At 67.6% G+C, this 24969-nt stretch carries 27 protein-coding genes; 9 read left to right on the forward strand and 18 right to left on the reverse strand.

The features are described from left to right. Nucleotide 1 precedes the first annotated feature (1 nt). From dnaJ to dnaK, 3 genes are all read right to left on the reverse strand, one after another. A complete protein-coding gene (gene dnaJ / locus AC07WJ_RS12560; protein ID WP_494934931.1) occupies nt 2-1153 on the reverse strand; it encodes a molecular chaperone DnaJ in 1152 nt (383 codons plus the stop codon). Nucleotides 1154-1155: 2 nt separating this feature from the next. Beyond that, on the reverse strand, nt 1156-1626 hold the full coding sequence (locus AC07WJ_RS12565) for a hypothetical protein (RefSeq protein WP_494934932.1): 471 nt from the start codon (nt 1624-1626) through the stop codon (nt 1156-1158). Nucleotides 1627-1704: 78 nt separating this feature from the next. Beyond that, a complete protein-coding gene (dnaK, locus tag AC07WJ_RS12570; protein ID WP_494934933.1) occupies nt 1705-3606 on the reverse strand; it encodes a molecular chaperone DnaK in 1902 nt (633 codons plus the stop codon). A gap of 394 nt (nt 3607-4000) precedes the next feature. Here dnaK and AC07WJ_RS12575 point away from each other — a divergent pair, with 394 nt between their 5' ends. After that, complete coding sequence (locus tag AC07WJ_RS12575) at nt 4001-4864, forward strand: hypothetical protein (RefSeq protein ID WP_494934934.1); 864 nt, start codon at nt 4001-4003, stop codon at nt 4862-4864. 106 nt (nt 4865-4970) lie between these two features. On the opposite strand, the gene AC07WJ_RS12580 is transcribed toward AC07WJ_RS12575, so the two are convergent. Beyond that, the gene (locus AC07WJ_RS12580; protein WP_494934935.1) at nt 4971-5351 is read right to left on the reverse strand and encodes a VOC family protein; all 381 of its coding nucleotides are present in this window, start codon (nt 5349-5351) and stop codon (nt 4971-4973) included. 117 nt (nt 5352-5468) lie between these two features. Beyond that, nucleotides 5469-6551, reverse strand: a complete 1083-nt coding sequence (hrcA, locus tag AC07WJ_RS12585) for a heat-inducible transcriptional repressor HrcA (RefSeq protein ID WP_494934936.1) — start codon at nt 6549-6551, stop codon at nt 5469-5471. Nucleotides 6552-6701: 150 nt separating this feature from the next. On the opposite strand from hrcA, the gene rph reads away from it, so the two are divergent. From rph to AC07WJ_RS12610, 5 genes are all read left to right on the forward strand, one after another. Beyond that, nucleotides 6702-7415, forward strand: coding sequence for a ribonuclease PH (gene rph, locus AC07WJ_RS12590; RefSeq protein WP_494934937.1), 714 nt, complete (start codon nt 6702-6704; stop codon nt 7413-7415). Beyond that, nucleotides 7415-8074, forward strand: coding sequence for a non-canonical purine NTP pyrophosphatase (locus AC07WJ_RS12595; protein WP_494934938.1), 660 nt, complete (start codon nt 7415-7417; stop codon nt 8072-8074). Before rph ends, AC07WJ_RS12595 begins: the two co-directional genes overlap by 1 nt. 9 nt (nt 8075-8083) lie before the next feature. Continuing rightward, nucleotides 8084-9265: a radical SAM family heme chaperone HemW gene (gene hemW / locus AC07WJ_RS12600; protein WP_494934939.1), complete on the forward strand. Its 1182-nt coding sequence runs from the start codon at nt 8084-8086 to the stop codon at nt 9263-9265. Between the two features lie 63 nt (nt 9266-9328). Further along, a complete protein-coding gene (locus AC07WJ_RS12605) occupies nt 9329-10720 on the forward strand; it encodes an ActS/PrrB/RegB family redox-sensitive histidine kinase (RefSeq protein ID WP_494934940.1) in 1392 nt (463 codons plus the stop codon). A 70-nt stretch (nt 10721-10790) separates the two neighbouring features. Then, nucleotides 10791-11363, forward strand: a complete 573-nt coding sequence (locus AC07WJ_RS12610; protein WP_494934941.1) for an ActR/PrrA/RegA family redox response regulator transcription factor — start codon at nt 10791-10793, stop codon at nt 11361-11363. Between the two features lie 25 nt (nt 11364-11388). Here AC07WJ_RS12610 and AC07WJ_RS12615 read toward each other — a convergent pair whose 3' ends face one another. Beyond that, complete coding sequence (locus AC07WJ_RS12615) at nt 11389-11880, reverse strand: MmcB family DNA repair protein (RefSeq protein ID WP_494934942.1); 492 nt, start codon at nt 11878-11880, stop codon at nt 11389-11391. Nucleotides 11881-12173: 293 nt separating this feature from the next. Between AC07WJ_RS12615 and rpsO the strand changes: the two genes are divergently transcribed. The 3 genes from rpsO to AC07WJ_RS12630 all read left to right on the forward strand — a co-directional run bounded on the left by rpsO (nt 12174) and on the right by AC07WJ_RS12630 (nt 16188). Then, nucleotides 12174-12443, forward strand: coding sequence for a 30S ribosomal protein S15 (gene rpsO / locus AC07WJ_RS12620; RefSeq protein ID WP_136960669.1), 270 nt, complete (start codon nt 12174-12176; stop codon nt 12441-12443). 254 nt (nt 12444-12697) lie between these two features. Continuing rightward, entirely contained in the window at nt 12698-14839 is a 2142-nt protein-coding gene (gene pnp / locus AC07WJ_RS12625; protein WP_494934943.1) for a polyribonucleotide nucleotidyltransferase, read from the forward strand. A gap of 101 nt (nt 14840-14940) precedes the next feature. Beyond that, nucleotides 14941-16188 (forward strand): TMEM43 family protein, encoded by a 1248-nt coding sequence (locus tag AC07WJ_RS12630; RefSeq protein ID WP_494934944.1) that lies wholly within the window; start codon nt 14941-14943, stop codon nt 16186-16188. 68 nt (nt 16189-16256) lie between these two features. Here the strand turns inward: AC07WJ_RS12630 and AC07WJ_RS12635 are convergent, their stop codons facing one another. The 12 genes from AC07WJ_RS12635 to AC07WJ_RS12690 all read right to left on the reverse strand — a co-directional run bounded on the left by AC07WJ_RS12635 (nt 16257) and on the right by AC07WJ_RS12690 (nt 24920). After that, nucleotides 16257-16904 carry a hypothetical protein gene (locus AC07WJ_RS12635; RefSeq protein ID WP_494934945.1) on the reverse strand — a complete coding sequence of 216 codons (648 nt, stop codon included), beginning with the start codon at nt 16902-16904 and terminating at the stop codon, nt 16257-16259. 170 nt (nt 16905-17074) lie between these two features. Beyond that, a complete protein-coding gene (locus tag AC07WJ_RS12640; RefSeq protein ID WP_494934946.1) occupies nt 17075-18403 on the reverse strand; it encodes a malonyl-CoA decarboxylase in 1329 nt (442 codons plus the stop codon). Nucleotides 18404-18583: 180 nt separating this feature from the next. After that, on the reverse strand, nt 18584-18871 hold the full coding sequence (locus tag AC07WJ_RS12645; RefSeq protein ID WP_494934947.1) for a DUF2218 domain-containing protein: 288 nt from the start codon (nt 18869-18871) through the stop codon (nt 18584-18586). A gap of 152 nt (nt 18872-19023) precedes the next feature. Then, nucleotides 19024-19797, reverse strand: a complete 774-nt coding sequence (locus AC07WJ_RS12650) for an enoyl-CoA hydratase (protein WP_494934948.1) — start codon at nt 19795-19797, stop codon at nt 19024-19026. A gap of 354 nt (nt 19798-20151) precedes the next feature. Then, the gene (coaA, locus tag AC07WJ_RS12655) at nt 20152-21144 is read right to left on the reverse strand and encodes a type I pantothenate kinase (RefSeq protein WP_494934949.1); all 993 of its coding nucleotides are present in this window, start codon (nt 21142-21144) and stop codon (nt 20152-20154) included. Beyond that, entirely contained in the window at nt 21141-21482 is a 342-nt protein-coding gene (locus AC07WJ_RS12660) for a phosphoribosyl-ATP diphosphatase (protein WP_494934950.1), read from the reverse strand. Before AC07WJ_RS12660 ends, coaA begins: the two co-directional genes overlap by 4 nt. 140 nt (nt 21483-21622) lie before the next feature. After that, entirely contained in the window at nt 21623-21784 is a 162-nt protein-coding gene (locus AC07WJ_RS12665; RefSeq protein WP_494934951.1) for a hypothetical protein, read from the reverse strand. Between the two features lie 11 nt (nt 21785-21795). Beyond that, the gene (locus AC07WJ_RS12670) at nt 21796-22254 is read right to left on the reverse strand and encodes a hypothetical protein (protein WP_494934952.1); all 459 of its coding nucleotides are present in this window, start codon (nt 22252-22254) and stop codon (nt 21796-21798) included. A gap of 239 nt (nt 22255-22493) precedes the next feature. After that, the gene (locus AC07WJ_RS12675; protein WP_494934953.1) at nt 22494-23003 is read right to left on the reverse strand and encodes a GNAT family N-acetyltransferase; all 510 of its coding nucleotides are present in this window, start codon (nt 23001-23003) and stop codon (nt 22494-22496) included. Nucleotides 23004-23029: 26 nt separating this feature from the next. Next, a complete protein-coding gene (locus AC07WJ_RS12680; RefSeq protein ID WP_494934954.1) occupies nt 23030-23803 on the reverse strand; it encodes a CHAD domain-containing protein in 774 nt (257 codons plus the stop codon). Next, the gene (msrA, locus tag AC07WJ_RS12685) at nt 23800-24450 is read right to left on the reverse strand and encodes a peptide-methionine (S)-S-oxide reductase MsrA (RefSeq protein ID WP_494934955.1); all 651 of its coding nucleotides are present in this window, start codon (nt 24448-24450) and stop codon (nt 23800-23802) included. Before msrA ends, AC07WJ_RS12680 begins: the two co-directional genes overlap by 4 nt. Before the next feature lie 146 nt (nt 24451-24596). Further along, complete coding sequence (locus AC07WJ_RS12690; RefSeq protein ID WP_494934956.1) at nt 24597-24920, reverse strand: hypothetical protein; 324 nt, start codon at nt 24918-24920, stop codon at nt 24597-24599. Nucleotides 24921-24969: the final 49 nt, after the last annotated feature.

Below are 24969 nucleotides of genomic sequence, written 5' to 3' on the forward strand. Positions count from 1 at the left end.
CTCAGCTTTCCTTGCTGGCCAGGCCGTCCCAGAACGCCTTGGCCTTGGCGAAGAAGCCGGCCGTCTCCGGCTGGGTGTCCTTCGAGCTTTCCTTGTCGAACTCGGCCAGCAGTTCCTTCTGGCGCTTGGTCAGGTTGCGCGGGGTCTCGACGTCGACCTGGACATAGAGGTCGCCGGTGACCTTGGAGCGCAGCACCGGCATGCCCTTGCCCGACAGGCGGAAGCGCTTGCCCGACTGGGTGCCCTCGGGGACCTTCACCTGGGCCCGGCCGCCGTCCACCGTCGGCACCTCGAAGGAGCCGCCGAGCGTCGCGGTGACCAGCGAGACCGGCGCCCGGCAATAGAGGTCCTGGCCGTCGCGCTGGAAAAACGAATGCGGCTGGATCGACAGGAAGATGTAGAGGTCGCCCGAGGGGCCGCCGCGGAAACCCGCTTCGCCCTCATTGGCGAGCCGGATCCGCGTGCCGTCCTCGACGCCGGCGGGAATGTTGACCGACAGCACCCGTTCCTTGGTGACCCGGCCGGCGCCGCCGCAATTGGCGCAGGGGTCTTCGATCACCTGGCCGCGGCCCTGGCAGGCCGGGCAGGTCCGTTCGATGGAGAAGAAGCCCTGGCTGGCGCGCACCCGGCCATGGCCGCCGCAGGTGCCGCAGGTCTTCGGCTTGGAGCCGGCCTTGGCGCCGGAGCCGGAACAGACCTCGCAGGTCGCAGTCGTCGGGATGCGCAGCTGGGCGGACTTGCCGTGAAAGGCCTCCTCCAGCGTGATGTCCATGTTGTAGCGCAGGTCGGCGCCGCGCTCGCGGCCACCGCCGCCCGCACCGCCGCCACGCCGGCGGCCGCCGGCCATGCCGAACAGTTCCTCGAAAATGTCGGACATGGACGAGGAGAAGTCTCCGCCGAAGCCCTGCGGGCCGCCGCCGCCGCCGTTTTCGAAGGCCTGATGGCCGAAACGGTCATAGGCCGCGCGCTTCTGCCCGTCCGACAGCACCTGATAGGCCTCGTTCAGTTCCTTGAACTGATGCTCGGCCTCGGCATTGTTGGGATTACGATCGGGATGATACTGCATCGCCTTCTTGCGGAAGGCTGATTTCAGCGCGGCATCGTCGGCATCGCGGCCGCAACCCAGAACGTCGTAATAGTCGCGCTTGGACATGGTCAGAAAAGCTCGCTGGGCTTGGCGGGCAGACGCTCAACGATCGGCGGCGAAAAATCCATCAGCTTCAAACAGGCATCCATAGATGCTCTATATTGGCCTGCGGACTCGTCGATGCGGGCGAGAACCTGCTCTCGGGCAGGTTTCGGTGTGCCATGATCTGTTGGGAGATCAGGGTTCAAGCCTCGCTCCATCCATCTTGAAAGCTCTGCCAGATGAAAGACCGTGGATCCGCAAACTCGCTCTTTCCGATAGCTGTGGCCGGCTACCGATAGACCTTCGCTGATGCCGTCCATGAAAATTCGCATTTCGCGCAAGGCTTTGACGTCTCCTTGACGCACGAGGCTAGGTAGAGTCGACTCGATCACGACAATCTTGTTGACGAAATAAGAAGTCTGTCCCGCATCTTGAGCCGAGACGCTCGTTGCGGAGAGACCGGCCGCCGCCCAGAGTGCCAATCCAATCTTGAACATCGACCCAGCTTCTGCCCCTGTTCAAGCGATCACCCCCGGATCGCCTCCGGGGGTGCTTCACCATCAGATGTCCAGCGCTCAGGCCGACTTCTTGTTGTTCTTGTCGTCCTTCACTTCCGTGAAGTCGGCATCGACAACATCGTCCTTCTTCGGCTCGGCGCCGGCTTCGGCCTCGCCGCTCTGCGCGGCATACATGGCCTCGCCGAGCTTCATCGAAACCTGGGCCAGCGTATTGGCCTTTTCCTTCAGCGCCTCGGCATTGTCGGCCTTGGCCGCTTCCTTCACCGCGGCAAGCGCGTCCTCGATGGCCTTGCGATCGGCTTCGCCGACCTTGGCGCCATGTTCGGCCAGTGCCTTCTCGGTGGAGTGAACAAGGCCGTCGGCCTGGTTCCTGGCTTCCGCCAGTTCCTTGCGCTGCTTGTCCTCGGCGGCATGGGCCTCGGCGTCCTTGACCATCTTCTCGATGTCGTTGTCGGACAGACCACCGGAGGCCTGGATGCGGATCTGCTGCTCCTTGCCGGTGCCCTTGTCCTTGGCCTGGACGTTGACGATGCCGTTGGCGTCGATATCGAAGGTCACTTCGATCTGCGGAATGCCGCGCGGCGCCGGCGGGATGCCCATGAGATCGAACTGGCCGAGGATCTTGTTGTCGGCGGCCATTTCACGCTCGCCCTGGAAGACCCGGATCGTCACCGCGTTCTGGTTGTCGTCGGCGGTGGAGAAGACCTGGCTCTTCTTGGTCGGGATCGTGGTGTTGCGATCGATCAGGCGGGTGAACACGCCACCCAGCGTCTCGATGCCCAGCGACAGCGGCGTCACGTCGAGCAGCAGCACGTCCTTGACGTCGCCCTGCAGCACGCCGGCCTGGATCGCCGCGCCCATGGCCACGACCTCATCCGGGTTGACGCCCTTGTGCGGCTCCTTGCCGAAGAACTGCTTCACCACTTCCTGGATCTTCGGCATGCGGGTCATGCCGCCGACGAGCACGACCTCGTCGATCTGGCCGGCCGACAGGCCGGCATCCTTCAGCGCCTTGCGGCACGGCTCGACCGTGCGCTGCACCAGATCGTCGACCAGCGCCTCGAACTTGGCGCGGGTGAGCTTCAGCTGCAGATGCTTCGGGCCGGAGGCGTCGGCGGTGATGAAGGGCAGGTTGATCTCGGTCTGGGTCGAGGACGACAGCTCGATCTTGGCCTTTTCGGCGGCTTCCTTCAGCCGCTGCAGCGCCAGCTTGTCCTTGCGCAGGTCAATGCCCTGCTCTTTCTGGAACTCGGCCGCGAGATAGTCGACGAGACGCATGTCGAAGTCTTCGCCGCCCAGGAACGTGTCGCCATTGGTCGATTTGACCTCGAACACGCCGTCGCCGATCTCCAGGATCGACACGTCGAAGGTGCCGCCGCCGAGGTCATAGACCGCGATGGTGCCGGAGCTCTTCTTGTCCAGGCCGTAGGCGAGCGCCGCCGCGGTCGGCTCGTTGATGATGCGCAGCACCTCGAGACCGGCGATCTTGCCGGCATCCTTGGTGGCCTGGCGCTGGGCGTCGTTGAAATAGGCGGGAACCGTGATCACCGCCTGGTCGACGGCCTGCCCGAGATAGGACTCGGCGGTCTCCTTCATCTTCTGCAGGATGAAGGCGGAGATCTGCGAGGGCGAGTAGCTCTTGCCCTCGGCCTCGACCCAGGCGTCGCCATTGCCGGCGCGGGCGATCTGGTAGGGAACCAGCTTCTGGTCCTTGGCAACGGTCGGATCATCGTAGCGGCGGCCGATCAGGCGTTTCACCGCGAAAATCGTGCGCTCGGGGTTCGTCACCGCCTGGCGCTTGGCCGGCTGGCCGACAAGGCGCTCCTCATCGGTGAAGGCGACGATCGAGGGCGTCGTATTGGCGCCTTCCGAATTGATGATCACCTTCGGCGTCGTACCTTCCATCACGGAGACGCATGAATTGGTCGTGCCGAGGTCGATACCGATGACCTTGCCCATAATCTTCTCCTCACTCTAAGCGGGTCGGCAGGGCCCGAAGCACCCTTCACCGCAGCAAGCCTGTCAGGGCGGGGCGCCCGTCGGACCTTGTCTGCGCCGACCCCTTTTCATCCTGGGGGTTTGAAATGAACGAAAGCGGCGAAATCCTCGCAGCTCTCATTGGTTGTTCGCGATATAGGGACAGGCTTTTCAGCATGCAAGAACTGCCGTCGCATCCCAGCCGGGAATTCGGCCGCCGGGGCGTGGATCTTCGCGCTGTTTCAGGCCGCGGCCGGCAACTGCGGCGGATCGGCAACAATGGCGGGCCGACGCACCGGCCGCCGCCTCAGGCAAGGTGACCGGCGACCGCAGGCGCGCTATGTGACAAGACCCACCCATTCATTGGATCCCCCTGATGCCGCGTTTCGGTTTCCTCCTGGCGATTTCCGCCCTGGTCGCTTTTGGCGGCCCGGAGGCCCGTGCGCAGCTGCAATTGCCCGGCGCCGTGGCACCGACGCCGCAGGGCGCCACCGCGCCGACCAGGCCGCCATCGGGCACGCCGGGCGTCCATGGCGGCCCCTCGGCCCATCGCGGGCCGGCCGGGCCGCCGCCGCGCCGCGGCGAGGAGACCTTGCCGGGCCGCAGCCTGCGCTTTCTCGGCCAGCAGGGTTCCATGGTGATCAGCCGGGTCGGTACCGGCGCCCAGCAGAGCTTTACCATTGCCGTCACCGGTGCCGGCCGGCGCGGCAACGATATTCGCAGCATTTGCACGCCCGATCTCAATGCCGGCCAGACCGTCGTGCTGAAGCCGCTCGGCCGGCCGGTCGGGCTGTCGCGTTTCGAAGCCGCCTTCCCGGGCTGCACCATGGTGCTCGACCTCCTGTCGGACGCGGCCATCGTGTCCGCGCCGGACGGGGTCTGCCGGTTCGCCGACGAGTGCATCGTCGACCCGACCGGCATCTGGGGACCGGTCGACCGGGAAATGCCGCCGGATGCCGAGATCGAGCGGGCACGCGGCGCGGCCGATCGCCGGCTGAACGAGGCGCGCCGCGCCTTGCAGGCTCGCCTGCGCACCACGCCCGAAGGCCGCGCCTTCCTGCAGGAACAGGCCGGCTTCGGCGCCAACCGCGAACGGGTCTGCCGCAATTACGGCACATCCGACGCCGGCCTTGGCTATTGCGCGCTGAAATATACCGAGGCGCGGGCGGCGGCGCTCGAGGCGCGCCTGGCGACCGCGCCACCGCCCGAGACCACCACCCGGCGCGCGCCGCGGCACTGATCGTGGCTAGCGCGGTTCGGGCATCCTGGTTTTGCGGGATGCCCCGGCCGGACGCCGGAGCCTTCCCGGTCAGGCGCGTCGCCGGACCAGCCGGCCGAGCGGTCCGTCAGGTCGTCGCCGGCGCCACCGGGGTGAGCCAGCCGATGACGCAGCCCGAGGGGTCGGCGATGATCGCGATGCGGCCGACGCCGGGAATGTCGAAGGGCTCCTGCAGCACCTGCCCGCCGGCGGCGGCGATGGCCTGGCTGCGCTGGTCGACATTGTCGATCTCGACATAGGACAGCCAGCCCGGCGTCGCCTCCGGGTCGTCAGCCGGCATCGACATGATGCCGGCGGCCGGCGATCCGTCGGAGGCATGCGCGATCCAGTATTCGGCATCCGGCATCGGGAATTTCTGATAGGTCCAGCCGGCGGTCGTCGCGTAGAAGGCCTTGGCCTTCTCGACGTCGTCGGTCATCAGCTCGTTCCAGTTGAACTTTCCGTGCATGCCGGCCTCCCATGTGTCCTCAAGGATCGTCGATGAGGCGGCATCCCGCCATGCGACCCATCGTCCGATTGCCTGCGGGCGGAAATGCGGCGGCGAAGCCGCGCCCCGGGCGCGATATCAGCCGATCAGCCGCGACAGCACCTTGGCGGTATAATCGACCATCGGCACGATCCGGGCATAGTTGAGCCGGGTCGGCCCGATCACGCCGAGCACGCCGACAATGCGGCTCTGGCCGTCGCGATAGGGCGCCACTATCATCGACGAGCCGGACAGCGAGAACAGCTTGTTCTCCGAGCCGATGAAGATGCGCACGCCTTCGGCGGTTTCGGCGCGGCCGAGCAGGTCGACCAGGTCGCGCTTCGATTCCAGGTCGTCGAACAGGAGCCGAATCCGCTCCAGATCCTCCAGCGCCTTGAGGTCGCCGAGCAGGTTGGCCTGGCCGCGCACGATCAACTGGCGGTCGGCCGGATCGCCGCCCGACCAGGAGGCGAGGCCCGCTTCGACCAGCTTCTGGGTGAGCCCGTCGAGCTCGGCCCTGGCGGTCGCCAGGCCATGCTGCAGCTCGGCGCGCGCTTCCGCCAGCGTCCGTCCGCGGATCCGCGCATTGAGGAAGTTCGAGGCTTCCACCAGCGCCGAGGGCGGCAGGCCGGGCGGGATCGGCACGATGCGGTTTTCGACCTGGCCATCCTCCGAGACCAGCACGACCAGCGCCTTTTCCGGTTCGATGCGGACGAATTCGACGTGCTTCAGCCGGGCGTTCGATTTCGAGGTGAGCACCACGCCGGCGCCACGCGACATGCCGGACAGCAGCTGCGAGGCGTCCGCCAGCACCGTTTCGATCGAGCGGTCCGGGCCGGAAGCGGCGACCTGCGCCTCGATCGCATTGCGTTCGGATTCGGCGAGGTCGCCGAACTGCATCAGCGCGTCGACGAAAAAGCGCAGGCCGGTTTCGGTCGGCAGCCGGCCGGCCGAAGTATGCGGCGCGAAGATGAGGCCGGCCTCCTCCAGGTCATGCATGACATTGCGGATCGAGGCCGGCGACAGTGTCATCGGAATGATGCGCGACAGATTGCGCGAACCGACCGGCTCGCCGGTGGCCAGATAGCTCTCGACGATCTGCCGGAAAATCTCGCGGGAGCGCTCGTCGAGCTGGGCGAGCGCGGACAGGTTCGCGGCGGGGCGCGGGATATCGGCGGACAAGACGGGACCTCCAGGCGGCGAATTTGGGCGTTGGCGGCCGGATGAGCAAGCCTGAGAGCCTATCACGGCTCGGACGGTTCGGGCGGGTCGTTCTTGTTCTTGAGCCCGGCTCGCCGTAAGAACCGCGATCATTTGATCAGGATCCCGCCCATGCGTCCCTCCAAACGCGCGTCCGACGCGCTGCGCCCCGTCTCGCTCGAACGTGCGGTCGCCCGCTATGCGGAAGGCTCCTGCTTCGTCAAATTCGGCAATACCCATGTGCTCTGCACGGCGAGCCTGGAGGAAAAGCCGCCATCCTGGCTGCGCGGCCAGGGCCGCGGCTGGGTGACGGCCGAATATTCCATGCTGCCGCGGGCGACGCTGGAGCGCACGCGCCGGGAATCGACATCGGGCAAGCCCTCCGGCCGCACCCAGGAGATCCAGCGGCTGATCGGCCGGTCGCTGCGCACCGTGGTCGACCTCCAGGCGCTCGGCGAACGCCAGATCACCATCGACTGCGACGTGATCCAGGCCGATGGCGGTACGCGCACCGCCTCGATCACCGGCGCCTGGGTGGCGCTGCATGATTGCCTCGCCTGGATGAAGACCCGCGACATGGTCAAGGTGAACCCGCTGAAGGATCACATCGCCGCGGTGTCCTGCGGTATCTACAAGGGCACGCCGGTGCTCGACCTCGATTATGCCGAGGATTCGGAGGCCGATACCGACGCCAATTTCGTGCTGACCGGCGCCGGCGGCATCGTCGAGATCCAGGGTACCGCCGAGAAGACGCCGTTTTCCGAGGCCGAGCTGCTGCAGCTCCTGGCGCTGGCCAAGACCGGTTGCGCCAGGCTGGTCGACCTGCAGAAGACGGCGGTCGCGTGATGAGCCGCAAGCTCGTCGCCGGCACCCGGCTGGTCGTGGCGACCCATAACAAGGGCAAGCTCGCCGAGTTTCGCGACCTGATGGGGCCGCACGGTATCGAGCTCGTCTCCGCCGCCGAGCTCGGCCTGCCCGAGCCGGTGGAGAACGGCACGCTTTATGCCGAGAACGCCGCGATCAAGGCGCGTGCGGCGACCGCCGCGACCGGATTGCCGGCGGTCGCCGACGATTCCGGCCTGGCGATCGCGGCGCTCGACGGCGCGCCCGGCCTGTTCACCGCCGACTGGGCCGGCAACCCGCGCGATTTCGCCGCCGCCATGGCGCGGGTCGATCGCGAACTGGCCCTGCGCGGTGTCGCCACCGCCGGCGCCAAGGCGCATTTCGTTTCGGCCCTGGCGCTGACCTGGCCGGATGGCGAGGAAGCCATCTTCGAGGGCCGGGTGTTCGGCACGCTCGCCTGGCCGCCGCGGGGCGGGCAGGGCTTCGGTTACGACCCGATGTTCGTTCCCGACGGCCTGAGCCAGACCTTCGGCGAGATCGGGCCGGAAGCGAAACACGGCCTGCCGCCGCACGGCCAGGGCCTGTCGCACCGGGCGCGCGCCTTCATGCGGCTCGCCGAGGCGGTGCTGCCGCCGCTTCAAAATCCGGCGGCGAAGGCTTAGATAGCCGCCATGGCGACATCTCGCGTTCCCGGCGACGGCGGCACGGACGATCCCGGGTTCGGGGTCTATGTCCATTGGCCGTTCTGCGCCTCGAAATGTCCCTATTGCGACTTCAACAGCCATGTCCGCCATGTCGCGCCCGACCAGGAGCGCTTCGTCGCGGCCTTTGCCCGCGAATTGAAGACGACCGCCGCGCGCGTGCCCGGCCGCGCCGTCACGTCGATCTTTCTCGGCGGCGGCACGCCTTCGCTGATGTTGCCGTCGACGGTTGGCGCGGTGCTCGACCAGATCGCCGGGCTCTGGACCGTGGCCGCCGATTGCGAGGTGACGCTGGAGGCCAATCCGACCAGCGTCGAGGCCGAACGCTTCAAGGGATTCCGGGCCGCCGGCGTCAACCGCGTCTCGCTCGGCGTCCAGGCCTTGAACGACGCCGACCTGAAGAGCCTCGGCCGGATGCATTCGGTCGACGAGGCGCTGCGCGCTGTCGACGTCGCGCGCCGGCATTTCGATCGTTATTCCTTCGATCTCATCTACGCCCGCACCGACCAGACCCCCGAGGCCTGGGAGGCCGAGCTCCGGCGCGCCATTTCGGAGGCCGCCGAACATCTCTCGCTCTACCAGCTCACCATCGAGCCGGGCACGGTGTTCGAGGCCCTGCACCGGGCCGGCAAGCTGAAGGTGCCGGATGCCGAAATGGGCCGGGTGCTCTACGACCTGACCCAGGCCGTCTGCGCCGAGGCCGGCCTGCCGGCCTATGAGATTTCCAACCATGCCCGCCGCGGCGCCGAATGCCGGCACAACATGATCTATTGGCGCTCGGGCGATTTCGCCGGCGTCGGGCCCGGTGCCCATGGCCGGCTGACCCTCGGCAACGGCCGTGTCGCGACCTCCACCGAAAAGCATCCGGAAACCTGGCTCGGCCTGGTCGAAAGCCAGGGCTCAGGCGTCATCGCCGAGGAACGCCTGGTTCAGGAAGAGACGGCGGACGAATTCCTGGTCATGGGCCTGCGGCTCGCCGAAGGCATCGACCTGAAGCGCTACGAGGCCCTGTCGGGCCGGGTGCTCGACGCCGAACGGATCGCCTTCCTGGAGGGCGAGGGGTTCCTGGCGCGCCTGCCGGGTGACCGCCTCAAGGTCACGCCGGCGGGTTTCCCGGTGCTCGACGCGGTGGTCGCCGATCTCGCGATGTAGTCGAGGCCCGGCGCGCTGCCGCGCCACATGGCTTTTCCCACCCATGCGGCCTAGTTTCCGCCGATGCGCATGAATCTCCGGCTCAACCTGCTCACCGAAACCACCACCTGGCGGCGCAGCGTCCGCCTGGAGACGCTGATCCGGCTGCGCTGGTTCGCCATTGCCGGCCAGACCGCGGCGATCCTATCGGTGTTCTGGGGGCTGGATTCGTCGCTGCCGATCGAATGGTGCCTGATCGCGGTCGGCGCCTCGGCCTGGCTCAACATCTCGCTGCGCCTGCGTTATCCGGCCAACCACCGGCTGGCCGCGCCCGAAGCCGGCGCCTCGCTCGCCTGGGACATCCTGCAGCTCGCCTTCCTCTTGTTTCTCACCGGCGGCCTGGAAAATCCCTTCGCCTTCCTGTTCCTGGCGCCGGTGCTGATCTCGGCGACCTCGCTGCCGCCGCGCATGACCCTGTCGATCGGCGCGCTCGCGGTGGTCTGCGCCAGCGTGGTGGCCTTCGTGCACCTGCCGCTGCCCTGGGAATGGCGCGACGACCTGCGCCTGCCGACGCTCTATCTGGTCGGCGTCTGGGCGGCGCTGGTGCTCTGTATCAGCTTCATCGGCCTTTACGCTTGGCAGGTCGCCGAGGAATCGCGCCAGTTCACCGATGCGCTTGCAGCGACCGAACTGGTGCTCGCGCGCGAGCTACATCTGTCGCAGCTCGACGGCCTGGCGGCGGCCGCCGCCCACGAACTCGGCACGCCGCTCGCGACCATTGCCCTGGTCACCAAGGAGCTGGCCGGCGAATTGCCCAAGGACGGTCCGATCGGCGAGGACATGGCCCTGCTCGGCGAGCAGGTGAAGCGCTGCCGCGACATCCTGGCCAAACTGAAGAGCCTGTCGGGCGGCGACGCGCCGTTTGACACCATGCCGCTCGCCCAGCTGATCGAGGAGGTCGTGCAGCCGCACCGCTTCTTCGACGTCAATATCGCCGTCGACCTGCCGCCGAACGGCGACGACGTGCCGCGGATCCGGCGCAATCCGGCCGTGCTCTACGGGCTCGGCAATATTGTCGAGAACGCCGTCGATTTCGCCCGTTCGGCGGTCGAGATCAAGGCGCGCTGGGACAACAAGGAAGTGGCCGTCACCATTGCCGACGATGGTCCGGGCTTTCCGCCCGATATCGTCGACCGCATCGGCGAGCCCTATCTCACCCGCCGCGGCAAGGGGCGCGGCCGGCGCGCCACCGACGAGGAACAGATCGGCGAGGAGCCGTCGGGCATGGGGCTCGGCGTGTTCATCGCCAAGACATTGCTGGAACGCTCGGGCGCGCGGGCGACGTTCCGCAACCGGACGGCGCCCGAAACCGGCGCGATCGTCGAGGTCGTCTGGCCGCGCGCCGCCTTCGGCGAGGGCCTCGCCGATCCGGTGCGGCGGACCTTTCCGACCCAGCCGGTGCACACGGAGACTTGAGTGGAACGGCGGACTTCCTAGATAAGGGGGGTGGCGCTGGTGCCATGACCGTCGACCGAGGTGCAAGACAATGCTCGAGATTGAATCCGCCAACCACACGGCATCGGTCGAATTGCCGGCGGATCGCTCGCTCCTGGTCGTCGATGACGACAAGCCGTTCCTGCAGCGCCTGTGCCGGGCCATGGAGGCGCGCGGCTTCGCCGTGACGCCGGCCGAAAGCGTGGCCCAGGGCCTCGCCGTGGTCGCGGCCAAGCCGCCGGCCTTCGCCGTGGTCGACATGCGGCTGGGCGACGGCAACGGCCTCGACGTCATTTCGGCGCTGAAGACCGCCCGTCCCGACGCGCGCGGCGTCATCCTCACCGGCTATGGCAATATCGCCACCGCGGTCAACGCGGTGAAGCTCGGCGCGGTGGACTATCTCGCCAAGCCCGCCGATGCCGACGATGTGTTCGCCGCCCTTCTGGCCGTCGCCCGGCCGATGAGCGAGCTGCCGGAAAATCCGATGTCGGCGGATCGGGTCCGCTGGGAACATATCCAGCGGGTCTATGAACTGTGCAGCCGCAACGTCTCCGAGACCGCCCGCCGGCTCGGCATGCACCGGCGCACCTTGCAGCGCATCCTGGCCAAGCGCGCGCCGCGCTGAGTTCTCGTCGCCGATCCCGGCCGTCCTAGAGATCCCAGGTGCCGCGCGCCTGGGGGTCGTGCAGCAAGGTCAGCCGGCCGGCCGCGGCGCGGGCGAAACGGATGAGCATGGCCTTGCGGGTGGCTGATGCCAGCGGCGTCGCGACGCCGTCGCGCACCAGTTCGCCGGCATGGGCGTCGGCCAGGATCAGGCCGGCATCCTCGGGCAGGATCGCGACCGGGAAATCCGGTGCGACGGCGAACAGCACCCGGTCGGCATGGGCACGATAGTCGCCCCATTTGCGATCGGTGCGGAAATCCTCGATCGACGATTTGACCTCGACGATCCACAGCGTGCCGGCCGAATTGAGCGCGACCAGGTCGGCGCGCCGGCCCGACGGCAGCGGCAGTTCCGCCACCACGGCGAAGTCGAGCGCGGCCAAGAGCCGGGTCGTGCCGCGGGCAATGGCCAGCGCCCGCTCCGACTGGCGGCCGTCGACGGGCGGCTGGGGCATGGCGATGGGCGTGCTTGCGGTCATGGTTCAATCCGAGAAGTCGTTTCCGGCGGTTCCGTTCGGGAGATCGGGCCGGCGGATGCCGGCTCATCATGCCGCGCCGGGAGCGGGCGGGGAATGGCGAGAGCCGACGGGCCACCGTCTCGCTTCCCTTTGCGCCGTTTTCGTGTATAAGCCGCGCCTTCGGTGGCACGATCTGTACCACCGGGTCCGCCCAGGCGCACATAGCGAGCATTGCCCGCGGAGCCATTCGACCACGCTGGACGACATCCCGGCGCGGCCGCAAGACCAACACCCATGACACAAGGATTTGACCGATGTCGGTTTCTGACGCCCGTAAGGCCGAGCTCATCAAGGAATACGCCCTGAAGGCCGGCGACACTGGTTCGCCCGAGGTTCAGGTTGCCATCCTCACCGAGCGCATCACCAACCTCACCGAGCATTTCAAGAGCCACGTGAAGGACAATCACTCCCGCCGTGGTCTTCTGAAGATGGTTTCGCAGCGCCGTTCGCTGCTCGACTATGTCAAGCGCAAGGACGAGCCGCGCTACAAGGCGCTGATCGAGCGCCTCGGCATCCGCCGCTGATATCCGGACCGGCCCTGCCGCTTGAACAGCGGGCGGGGCCGTTTCGCATTCGAGGGGCCTATCCCATCCCGGGAGCCCCCGCACCGAGGGGCCGCGCAGATCGCGGCCCTGGCTCAACAAGGCCACACACTGGACAGACCGATCGCCATGGCAGGATCGCAAGGGGCTCGGGGCGCTTGACGCCGCGAGACGAGCCTCTTGCCGTCTTGCCCATGGCTATTTGCCGTCCGTAGGTCCGAGAAAGGAAAAAAGCCATGTTCGATATTCACCGCGAGGAGATCACCTGGGGTGGTCGCAAGCTGGTCCTCGAGACGGGCAAGATCGCCCGCCAGGCCCACGGCGCCGTGCTCGCCACCTATGGCGAGACCACCGTGCTCGCCACCGTCGTCTCCAATTTCGAGCCGAAGGCCGGCATCGACTTCTTCCCGCTGACGGTCAACTACCAGGAAAAGTACTTCGCCGCCGGCCGCATTCCCGGTGGCTATTTCAAGCGTGAAGGACAGCCGACCGAGCGCGAGACGCTGGTGTCGCGCCTGATCGACCGGCCGATCCGGCCGCTGTTCGTCGAAGGCTACAAGAACGAGACGCAGGTGATCGTCACCACGCTCTCGCATGACATGGAAAACGATCCCGACATCGTCGCCATGGTCGCCGCCTCCGCCGCCCTCACCCTCTCCGGCGTGCCCTTCATGGGCCCGGTGGGTGCCGCTCGCGTCGGTTACATCGACGGCGAATACGTGCTCAACCCCTATGTCGACGACGTCAAGGACTCGAAGCTCGACCTGGTCGTCGCCGGCACCGCCGACGCCGTGCTGATGGTTGAATCGGAAGCCCAGGAGCTGTCCGAAGAGGTCATGCTCGGCGCCGTCATGTTCGGCCACAAATATTTCCAGCCGGTGATCAACGCGATCATCGCGCTCGCCGAGAAGGCCGCCAAGGAACCGCGCGACTTCACCCCGCCGGACCATTCGGCGCTGGAGAAGGACATGCTGGCCCTGGTCGAGAAGGACCTGCGCGCCGCCTATTCGATCCGCGAGAAGACCGCCCGCTACGCCGCCGTCGGCGACGTCAAGAAGACCGCGCTGGCCCAGTTCGCCGGCGACGCATCGGAAGGCAAGCAGGACAAGCAGGTCGTCGCCGGCGTGTTCAAGGAGCTGGAGGCCAAGGTCGTTCGCCTGAACATCCTCGACACCGGCTCGCGCATCGACGGCCGCGACCTGAAGACGGTCCGTCCGATCGTCTCGGAAGTCGGCATCCTGCCGCGCACCCACGGCTCGGCCGTGTTCACCCGCGGCGAGACGCAGGCGCTGGTGGTCACCACGCTGGGCACGGCGGAAGACGAGCAGTTCATCGACGCGCTGAACGGCACCTACAAGGAAAACTTCCTGCTGCACTACAACTTCCCCCCCTATTCGGTGGGTGAAGCCGGCCGCATGGGCCGTCCGGGCCGCCGCGAAGTCGGCCACGGCAAGCTCGCCTGGCGCGCCGTGCGCCCGATGCTGCCGGAGAAGCACGAGTTCCCCTACACCATCCGCGTCGTCTCCGAGGTCACCGAGTCCAACGGTTCCTCGTCCATGGCCACCGTCTGCGGCGCCTCGCTGTCGCTGATGGACGCCGGCGTGCCGATCAAGCGCCCGATCGCCGGTATCGCCATGGGCCTGATCCTGGAAGGCGAGCGCTTCGCGGTGCTCTCCGACATCCTCGGCGACGAGGATCACCTCGGCGACATGGACTTCAAGGTGGCCGGCACCTCGGAGGGCGTCACCTCCCTCCAGATGGACATCAAGATCGCCGGCATTACCGAGGAGATCATGAAGGTCGCGCTCGGCCAGGCCAAGGACGGCCGCGCCCACATCCTCGGCGAGATGGCCAATGCCCTCACCGCGGCCCGCTCGGAGCTCGGCGAACATGCGCCGCGCATCGAGAGCTTCAAGATCCCCACCGACAAGATCCGTGAAGTCATCGGCACCGGCGGCAAGGTGATCCGCGAGATCGTCGAGAAGACCGGCGCCAAGATCAATATCGAGGACGACGGCACCGTGAAGGTGGCGTCCGCCAACGGCGAGTCGATCCGCGCCGCGGTCAACTGGATCAAGTCGATCACCCAGGAGCCCGAGCTCGGCCAGATCTATGACGGCACCGTCGTCAAGGTCGTCGATTTCGGCGCCTTCGTGAACTTCTTCGGTTCGCGCGACGGTCTCGTCCACATCTCGCAGCTCGCCAATCAGCGGGTCGGCAAGGTGACCGACGTGGTCAAGGAAGGCGACAAGGTCAAGGTGAAGCTGCTCGGCTTCGACGATCGCGGCAAGACCCGCCTGTCGATGAAGATCGTCGACCAGGCGACCGGCGAAGATCTCGAGAAGAAGCAGAAGGAAGAGGGCGACGCCGCCGAGTGAGCGGTTCGCTGCGAGGCCTTCGGGCCGATCCATGACGACCAACAGGGCGGCCGCGAGGCCGCCCTTTTTGCTGGGCGAGCCACGGGTGGCGAACCGCCCGCATGTCCAGCCCGCGGCGTTTCGGACGGCGCAACGCTTTTCCGGAAGAGGCGCAAGAACGCGGAAACATTGCCGTGCTGAACATGGGCAAGGGCAGCCTCGGTTGCCGCCAACCCGACGGCACCGAGGCGATGAACAGCACCGCGACATCAGGGCACCGGCTGCCGACCCAATATTTCCTGGCCGCCGGCTGCGTGCTCGCCGCGATCCTGCTCATGGTGGTCGGCCAGCATATCGACCGGCGCCTGCGCCGCGGCATCGACCGGCTCTCGGCCGGCATCGTTTCGATCGATGCGGCGCGCCTGGACCCGGCCCATAATGGCCGGCTCGTCCATGTCACCGGCAATGTCGCGGCCTCCGCGCCGATCGTCGATCCCGATACGGGTTTCAAGGCGGACGGTCTGAGGCTCACCCGCCAGGTCGACATGTTCCAGTGGATGCGGCTCGCCTCGCCCGATTCCGCCGGCCGGACCATCGTATCCCGCTGGCTCGGCTTCGGCTATCCGACGGCGCTGCTGACCGTCGACGGCAAGCCCGACGGACGCAGCAATCCGCCCATGCCGCTGACGTCGAGGACCATCGACGCACCGGGTTTCCTGATCGGCGACCTGCCGCTCGATCCGCGGCTCGCAGGCGCCGTCGCGCCCCTGGTCCGCCAGCCGGTCTCGGCCGAGGCCCTGCCGGCGCTCGCCGCAAAACTCGGCCGCGCGGATCTGCGCATGGTCGACGGGCGCATCGTGTCGGCGGCCGATCCGGCGGCGCCTGGGATCGGCGATCTCGCGATCTCCTATGGCCTGCAGGTCGCTGGCCCCACGCCGGTGACGCTGATCGTGCGCCAGCAGGACGGCCGGCTCGTGCCGGTCTCGGCGGCGGAGGCGCGCCGGTTTCCCGTGACGACCGCCAATGGCGCCCATGATCTCGCCTATTTCACCACGCAGGCGCAGGCCGCCATCGGCTCCGGATGGGCCTGGACGATGCGTCTTCTGGCGCTCGGCCTGATCGCCATCGGCTGTTGCATCGTCATCTATTGGGGCGTCGACCTCACCGGCTGGGACAATGAGATCGCCGGGGCCATCCTGATGGTGCCAGCGCTTCTGGCGGCCGCGCCGGTTTGGGGGCTGGCTCTTCTGGCCGTCCTGCTGATGGGGTTGTCCTGGTGGGGGCTGGCACTCGGCATGGCGGCCTGCCTTGCCGCCGCGATCTGGCTGACGATGCTATGGCTGGACCGGCCGCCGGGGCAGAAGGCCTGATCGCCGGGCGCCGGCCGGGGAAGACGGCCCGCCCCGGGTCCGGCGCAGGCCGTCATCGTCCAGCCGGTTCAGTTGGTGGCGAAGCAGTAGAACAGGCCGTTGCCGCCGGTGGCTTTCAGCGCTTCGATGCCGCAGCCGCGCGACGGATGCGAGGTGTTCCACGACAAGGCCGGCGGCGACGTGTCGAGGCCGGTGCGGTCGTGATGGCCGACCATGGCGGAGCCTTCGCCGCTCTTGGTCCAGTTGCCGCAGGTCCGGTCGTCGGCGCCGGCAAAGGCGGTGCCGTCGGCCTGCGACCCGGTGAGGATGTCGTGCATGTTCGGCGTATCGCCGCGGCCGTTCACCGGCTCGCCCTTTTCGGTCAACGCCGTCTGCTTGTTGAGATTGTTGGTGCCGTGCAGCTCGGCGACATCCTTGGCGATGACCACGCCGCGGGCGTTCTGCCAGGGGCCGCGGCCGATGCGGTCGCGCGCATTCACGGCACCCGCACCCTGCGTCGACAGATAGGCGCGCCAGGTGCGGGCCCCGGCACCGGCGGCCTGGGCGAGCGCCTGGCAATGCCGGTCGGCGCCCTCCAGCCCGCCGAGATCGGCGCCGCGTCCGGGGCCGGCCGAGGTGATGAAGAAGGACATGTTGGCCTGTTGCGCTTGCGCCGCGCCGCCTATCAGCGTGAGCACGGCGGCGGCAGCGAGAAGGCTGGTTCGGCTGATCGTCATGGGCTTCCTCCGGATTGTTATGGCGCGCCGCGCATTGTTGCGCAGCTTCGCCCAAACCCTAGGGAGAGAAGAATTTTCCGCCAAAACACAGGTCTGTGAGACACGTAATCTTGTTGCATGGAGGCGCGGGGCTTTGCCGGCTCTTGTCGGGCGCGCCCGCGCCGGACGCGTCAGCTCTTGCTGCCGGCGAGCTTCTTGACCGCCGCGCTGGTCACCACCGCGCGCCGTTCGGCATAAGCCTCGTGGTTTTCTTCGATGCGCGGCAGGTCGTAGAGGTAGTTGACCATCACGCCGTATGATTGCTTCAACCCCGAGGGCGACAGGTCGGCGCCCGGATTGATCCGTTCGAGCCTGGCGCCATTGCCGAGATGGAACCGCGCGACCGGGTCGAGCGGCCGCCCGCTCGCCGATTTCGCCGTGATGAAATAGCGGGCGGCGGCGCGTGCCAGCACCCGGTCGGTTCGCTCCGCGGCCAGGCTGTCGGCGCGCCAGTCGGGCTTGTCGAGGCCGCGCAGCGCCTCGCGGTCCTCCGGCGCGAGATCGGAGGTCTCGGCTTCACGCTCCTGGTTGAGCCAGCGCGCGAAGCCGGGAACCGGCGACAGCGTCACGAAGGTCGAGAGTTTCGGCAGTTCCCGTTTCAATTCCTCCACCACCTGCTTGATCAGGAACGAGCCGAAGGAAATGCCGGCCAGCCCGTCCTGGCAGTTGGAGATCGAATAGAACACCGCGACCCGGGCCTCGTCGGCCGCCACCGGCACGCCGCCCTCGGCGATCAGCGGGCCGATGGCGCCGGGTATTTCCGTGGTCAAGGCCACTTCGACGAAGATCAGCGGCTCGTCGTCGAGCTGGGGATGGAAGAAGGCGTAGCAGCGCCGGTCTTCCGGCTGCAGCCGGCGGCGCAGATCGTCCCAGTCGCGGATCTGGTGCACCGCCTCATACCGAATGATCTTTTCCAGGATATTGGCCGGCGTCGACCAGTCGATGCGCCGGACCACCAGGAAACCGCGATTGAACCAGGACGAGAACAGGTGGACGAGATCGGTGTCGAGCACCTTCAGGTCGGGATGGTCGGCGAGCCGGGCCAGCAGGTCTTCGCGCAGCCGGACCAGCGACAGCGTGCCGCCCGGGGCCAGGTTCAGCCGGCGGATCAGCTCCTGGCGCCGCGGTTCGGCTGCGACGTGCAGATGGGCGGTGGCGGCCGCCGAGGGGGCGGCCTGATAGGCGGCGATGGCCGTCTCGAGCTTGCCATGGTCGGCGCCGAAGCGCTCGGCGACCGCGCCGAGAACGGCGGTGCGGCCCTTGGCATCGAGCGCCCGATAGCCGGCAATGATGTCGCGCGCGAGCGCCACGCCCGAAGCCTCGCCGCGGCGGGACAGGAGTTCGCCGGCGAGCTCCAGGATATCGGCGGGCGAGCGCCCGGTGGCTGCCTCCGGACCCCAGCCGATCAACTGCCGGCTGCGCCGGGTGACGGTTGCGAGCAGATCAGTCACGAAGGTCATGCGGCCGGCCTCCAGCAGCCGGGCAAGCCGGCCTCAGAGCAGGATCAGGGACCCCGGAAACCCGAGCCTCTTACGAGCGCCGGTCTCCGCCCGATCATGCGACAGTCAAATCAGCGGGATGGTGCCACAGATTGTTGCGTTGCGGCGAGAGGCTTTTCGCGCGGTGCCGCGATCGGTCCGTCAGGCCGCCGGCCGCCAGTCGATATGCAGCTCCTCGCGGAAGGCGAAGCGCTTCAGGTGCTCGTCGACGACCTGTTCGAGGGTCGGCAGGCGCTCAGGCGTCGCATCGAGCCGCAAGGACAAAACATCGCCATTGGCGCTGAGGATCAGTTGCGCGTCGTCGCTGAACGGGATCTTGCCGGTATGGGCATCGAACTCGACCTGGAACTTGTGGCTCCAATGCTTGCACAGCTGTTGCAGATAGCGGCTGGCATTGGCGGTGGAGACGTCGGCGAGAGAAACAGGCATGTCAATTCCTTCGAGGATCTTGGCCTCGATCATGAACGCCTGTGCGGCGATGAAAAGGCGCACGGGCATGCCCTGCCGCAGGGCTCCCGCGCGCCCAGAGCATTTCCCGCCGCGCTCGCGGCGCGGCCCGGCGCTTGCGGCGCGTCGCGCCGTCAGCGGTTCTTGAAGTCGGCCGGGCGCTTCTCGGCGAAGGCCGCCATGCCTTCCTTCTGGTCCGCCGTGGCGAACATGGCGTGGAACACCCGGCGCTCGAAGCGGATGCCCTCGGCCAGCGTCGTCTCATAGGAGCGGTTGACCGATTCCTTGGTCATCATGACCGCCGGCAGCGACAGGTCGGCGATCTGGCCGGCGACCTTCATGGCCTCGGCGACCAGGTCGGCAGCCGGAATCACGCGCGAGACGAGGCCGACCCGCTCGGCTTCCGCGGCATCCATCAGCCGGCCGGTCAGGCACATTTCCATGGCCTTCGACTTGCCGACGAAACGGGTCAGGCGCTGGGTGCCGCCGGCGCCGGGCATGACGCCGAGCTTGATCTCCGGCTGGCCGAACTTGGCGGTATCGGCGGCCAGAATGAAATCGCACATCATGGCGAGCTCGCAGCCGCCGCCCAGCGCATAGCCGGCGACCGCCGCGACGATCGGCTTGCGGCGCTGGCCGATCCGGTCCCAGGTGGTGATGAAGTCTTCCAGATAGGTTTCCGGATAGGTCTTGGCCTTCATCTCCATGATGTCGGCGCCCGCGGCGAAGGCCTTGTCCGAACCGGTGATGACGATGGCGCCGATGCCCGGATCGCGCTCGAAACCGTCGAGCACCGTGTTGATCTCGCCGATGACCTGGCTGTTCAGCGCATTCATCGCCTTCGGACGATTGAGCGTGATCAGGCCGACCTTGCCGCGGGTTTCGACGATGATGGTCTCGTAGGACATGGGTGTTTCCTCAAGGCTCCGGATTGGCCGCGGCAGCTGGTACTGCTGCGCAGTGATTATGACGGCTTGATTGACGCGAACGGATAAATGCGTGGATGGCCGGGACAAACCCGGCCAAGACGAAGTGGCGCGAGCATACGGAAGTGGTGCCGGGCCGCCATCGCCGTGCTCTCTCCGTCTTGGCCGGGCTTGTCCCGGCCATCCACGACTTCAGCTGCTCGCTATCGAAAAAGCCCGCGAAAAATGTCGCCCAGCCCATCCGTTCGAAGAGCCATAATCACTAAGCGGCGGTCCTAACCGAGTGTCGCGGCGCTGTCATCCTGTCCGATGGGATGGGGCGCGCCGGCGCCCGCCTCACACCCGTCTCAGGTTGACGCTTTCGATCCGGTGGTTCCGGTCCTTCTTCAGGATCAGCTTGGCGCGCTGGCGGGTCGGCAGGATATTGTCGCGCAGGTTGACCAGGTTGATGCCGTACCAGAGCGCCAGGGCCGTCTTCATCGCCTCGAATTCGGTCTTCTCGGCATAGCGGCGGAAATAGCTCTGCGGGTCACGGAAAGCCGTCTCGCGCAGGCGCATGAAGCGCTCCAGATACCAATGCTCCAGCACCTCTTCCTCGGCATCGATGAACACCGAGAAGTCGAAATAGTCGGAGACGTAGGGGATGGCCTTGCCGTCGCGTGGCGGCCGGCCCGTCTGCAGCACGTTGAGGCCTTCGACGATCAGGATGTCCGGGCGGTCGACCTCGACGCTGCCGCCGGGCACGACGTCATAGACCAGGTGCGAATAGACCGGCGCCTTGACATGGCGCTTGCCGGCCTTGACGTCGGCCAGGAAGCGCAGCAGCGACTTGGTGTCGTAGCTTTCGGGGAAGCCCTTTTTCTTCATCAGGTCTTCGCGTTCCAGATAGGCGTTCGGGAACAGGAAGCCGTCGGTGGTGACGAGATCGACTTTCGGCGTGTTGGACCAGCGCGACAGCAGCGCCTGCAGGACGCGCGACGTGGTCGATTTGCCGACCGCGACCGAGCCGGCGACGCCGATCACGAAGGGGATTTTCACGTCGGTCGCGCCGAGGAAGGACTGGCTGGCGCGCGACAGCTTCTGCTGGGCCGCGACATAGAAGGACAGGAGGCGCGAGATCGGCAGATAGATCGCCTCGACCTCGTCGATCGACAGCTGGTCGGTGAACGATTTGAGCCTGGTCACCTCGTCCGGCGTGAGCGTCATCGGCGTGTCGGCGCGCTTGGCGGCCCATTCGGCGCGGGTGAACACACGATAGGGCGAGGGAGCGTCGGCATCCGGCACCATGGCAGCTCCGATCATCTCCTCGGGCAGCGGACCTTCGTTCATCGGCCGGCCTCGCCAAGCTTGTCGCCGCGCGACGCCTTTTCCGCGTGGCCGGACTGATGCGTGCGCCGGCCGAGCTCGGCCATCACGGTGTCGAGACTGACGCCGCGGCTCTTCCACACGACCATGAGGTGGAACAGCAGGTCGGCGCTCTCCGCGACGAGCGCGGTCGGCTCGCCCTGGGTGGCGGCAATGACGGTCTCGACCGCCTCCTCGCCGAACTTCTTGGCGCAGTGCACCGGGCCCTTGGCGATCAGCGTGGCGGTATAGCTCTGCTCGGGCAAGGCCGCGGCACGCGCCGCCACGACGGTCTCGAGATCGGCGAGCGTGAAGGAACTCATCGGCACATCGCTCTGCGCGGCCCCATTCCCCGGAGGAACAGGGTCCAAGATCGCGGCATCTTGCAGAAAACGCGGCAAATGTCACGGGTGGCGGAACGGGGGATGGCGATGCCGGCCAGGCCGGCGGGCCGCCGGTGCGTTCAGAACCGCAGGATGGCGGCGACCGCCAGGGCCAGCAACACGCCCGCGCCATTGGCCAGGAATATCAGCGCCAGGCCGCGCCGGCGGGCTTCGGCGTAGCGCGATCTGTCGGCCGGAGCCTGGGTCGCGAGAGCCTTGGTGGTCCTGTCCTTGCGGGTCATGGCGGCTGCATTCACAACGGGTTGATGGCGGCGAGCAGGCCGGCCGCCATGACGATCAACGCCATGCTGGCGGTAACGAAGCCCGGCAAGCCCAGGCCCGGAAATCCGAAGGCCGATCGGACGCCCCGCCGGCCGGTCCCGCCGAACCAGGCGGGGATGACGGAAGCGCTGCCGGGTACCGCGGGGCGTGGCGGCCCGGCACCCTGGCCCCGGTCGATCCGCGCCGGCCCCCGGGCGAGATCCGGCCGCGGACGAAAATCCAGCTCGACGGTCTCGGCGACCAGCACGATATCGACCGGCTCGCCGCCATTCTCGGTCATGGCCTCGTCCAGCGCCGCGTGGCGCGAGGGAAACAGCGAGCCATAGCCGCCGTCGACGCTTTGCAGCACCCAGAGGCCGGCGGAATTGCGGCCACAGATGAGGCGAAGCGGCTCGAATGCCGATCGGGAAAGTGGAAAGGTCGAAGACATGGCTGTCTCCCTCGGCACTGCGGATCGAGCCCGTGATAGGCCCGAACGCCGTAAGGGAGCGATGGGAAACGCGGCCGGCCGCGATAAGGAGGCCGTAAGGATTGGGGTGGATCAGGCCGCACGGTGACCATGGCCCTTGGATCGGATCGGCATGGCGAAGCACCGCGCGTGCCTTTTGCGGCGGTGGATGCCGGTGGTCCGGGAACAGGCCCTTGTCCTTGAGCCGTTGAGCCTTGCGGCTAGGCGCCGATCACCCGGACCATCAGCCGGGCATCGGCGTCATAGCTGGCGAGCTTGTCGGCCAGCGCCGGATCGGCGTGGACCGAGAAACCATGACGCTGCCAGAAGCCTTGCGAGCCGTTGACCGCCACCAGCGACAGGTTGGGCAGGCCTTGCCCGGCGGCATGGGACACCAGGGCGGCGACGATGGCCGATGCCGCGCCGCTGCCGCGTGCCGCGGGCAGCAGGGCGACATCGTGCAGGTAATAGGTCGAGGGCGCGTCCGGCAGGCGCCCTAGAAGCGCGTTGAGCGCGGGCAATTGCCCGAACCGCCAGGGATGGCTGAGCAGATAACCCGCCGGCTGGTCGGCCGCCTCCAGCATGAAGCAGCCAGCCGGATGGAGCGCCAGCCGCTCGGCGAAGACCGCGTCGTCTTCCGGAAAGTCGGGATGGACCGCGGCCGCGATGGCCGAGACCCGGCCGAGGTCGCTGTTGCGCATCGGCCGCCAGCGGTGCGCCATGCCGGTCATGGGTTCGGCTCCAACATGCGAAATGGTCAGGCGTGTTTCCAGGCCTGCCTGACGGCCTTGGGCGTGGCCGCGAAGGCCTTGGCGCCGGCGCGGGTCACCGCCCGCTCCAGCCGGATGTGGCGCGCGGCGATGCGGGCGAGCTTGTGCTCCGGCGCGGCCTCGCGCCTGAGCCGCTGGGCCAGCAGGTCGAGGTCGCGGATCGAGCCCATCAGCTCGCCCAGCTGATCGAGCTTGCCGGCCTTGGGCCGCGCGCCCTTCGGCCGGACCTCGTCGAGGGCCTCGATGAGATGCAGGCAGTCCTTGATGCGCTTGCGCGCCTCGTGCAGCGGCTCGGCCAGGTGCCCGGCCTCATAGCTCCGGAACGACTGCCGCGCCCGCCGGTAGGCGCGCTGCATGGCCCGCGCCAGGAACTGGCGGGGCGCGCGCTCCAGCGGCAGGCGTGCGATCGTCTTGGCCTGGCGCTGCAGCGCCCGCCCCAAGGCGTCGAGATCCAGGGTATTGCCCTGGGTCATGACCGAGCCGCTGGCGCCGACCGCCTGGGCCGCCTCGTCGAGGGCGTGGGCGTCGCGCAACGGCGCCAGTGCGTGGGCGAAGGCGCGCAGCAGCGCGTTCTCCCGCGCCACCGCCTCGGCGGCCAGCGGCTTGAGCGCGCGCAGCAGGCTGCGCGCGCGCTTGATGTGGCGCCTGGCGAGATGCACCGCCTTGACGTGATCCGGTTCCGAGGCGATCAGCCGGCCGGCCGCGCGGGCATGGCCCGCGGCGGCGGCGGCGAGATCCTTGGCCTCGGCGGTCGGCTTCACGCCGCCACTCCCGTGCCGATCGGGCAGGAGACGCCGGTGCCGCCGAGCCCGCAATAACCGCGCGGGTTCTTGGCCAGGTATTGCTGGTGATAATCCTCGGCGAAATAGAACTCCGGGGCGTCGAGGATCTCGGTGGTGATTGCGCCGTAACCCTGGCCGCCCAGCGCCTTGGCGTAGGCCGCCTTGGAGGCTTCCGCCGCCGCCCGCTGGGCCGCGCTGGTGACATAGAGGCCGGAGCGATATTGCGTGCCGACATCATTGCCCTGGCGCATGCCCTGGGTCGGGTCGTGGCTTTCCCAAAAGGTCTTCAACACCGCCTCGGTCGACACCTGGGCCGGATCATAGACCACCAGCACCACCTCGTTGTGGCCGGTCATGCCGGAGCAGACCTCCTCATAGGTCGGGTTGGGCGTCAGCCCGGCGGCATAGCCGACGGCGGTCACCCAGACCCCCGGCAATTGCCAGAACTTGCGCTCGGCGCCCCAGAAGCAGCCGAGCCCGGCGATGATTGTCTCGTGGCCTTCCGGATAGGGGCCCTTCAGCGGCCGGCCATTGACGAAATGGCGCTCGGCCGTCGGAATGGCGGTGGTCCGGCCGGGCAGGGCCTCGCGGGCGGCCGGCACTGCAAGCTTCTTGAACGAGAACATGGAAAACCTCCTTGAAGGTCCTGGGGTCCGTACTCGAGAGGGCTAGGATAACCCGCAATTCGCTCGGCAGCCGCCAAACGTTACCCGAGCCGGCGGCGAGAGTGAACAAGCCTGCATGAACCTGCATGGCCGGCCTGCGCTGCGCATCAGCGCCGGCCGATGACGCCGATCCGCGGTTCATGCTTGCGCCCGGCGATCATCAGCAGGGCGCCGAGGCCGAGGCCGGCAAGCGCGGTGGGGAGGATCAGCAGGGTCAGCATGATCGGGTCCCACAGCCAGCCGAGCCCCCGTGTTTCGAGCGCCGGTTGCACCGCCTGCAGGCTGTCGGGATGCAGGGTCCGCCACGTTTCGCCGATGACCGTATAGATCAGCCGGCCGCCGGCGATCGACTTGGTGCCGTCGATGACCAGCGCGATGAAGCCGAGCGCGATCAAAACAAAGCCGATAAGGCGCAAGACGAAGCGGATCATGGCAAGCAAGGCATCCTGTCCCCATGCCAGATAACCATGCCGCGCGGCA

Source organism: Phreatobacter sp. GW821-FHT04C01, from assembly GCF_059420385.1.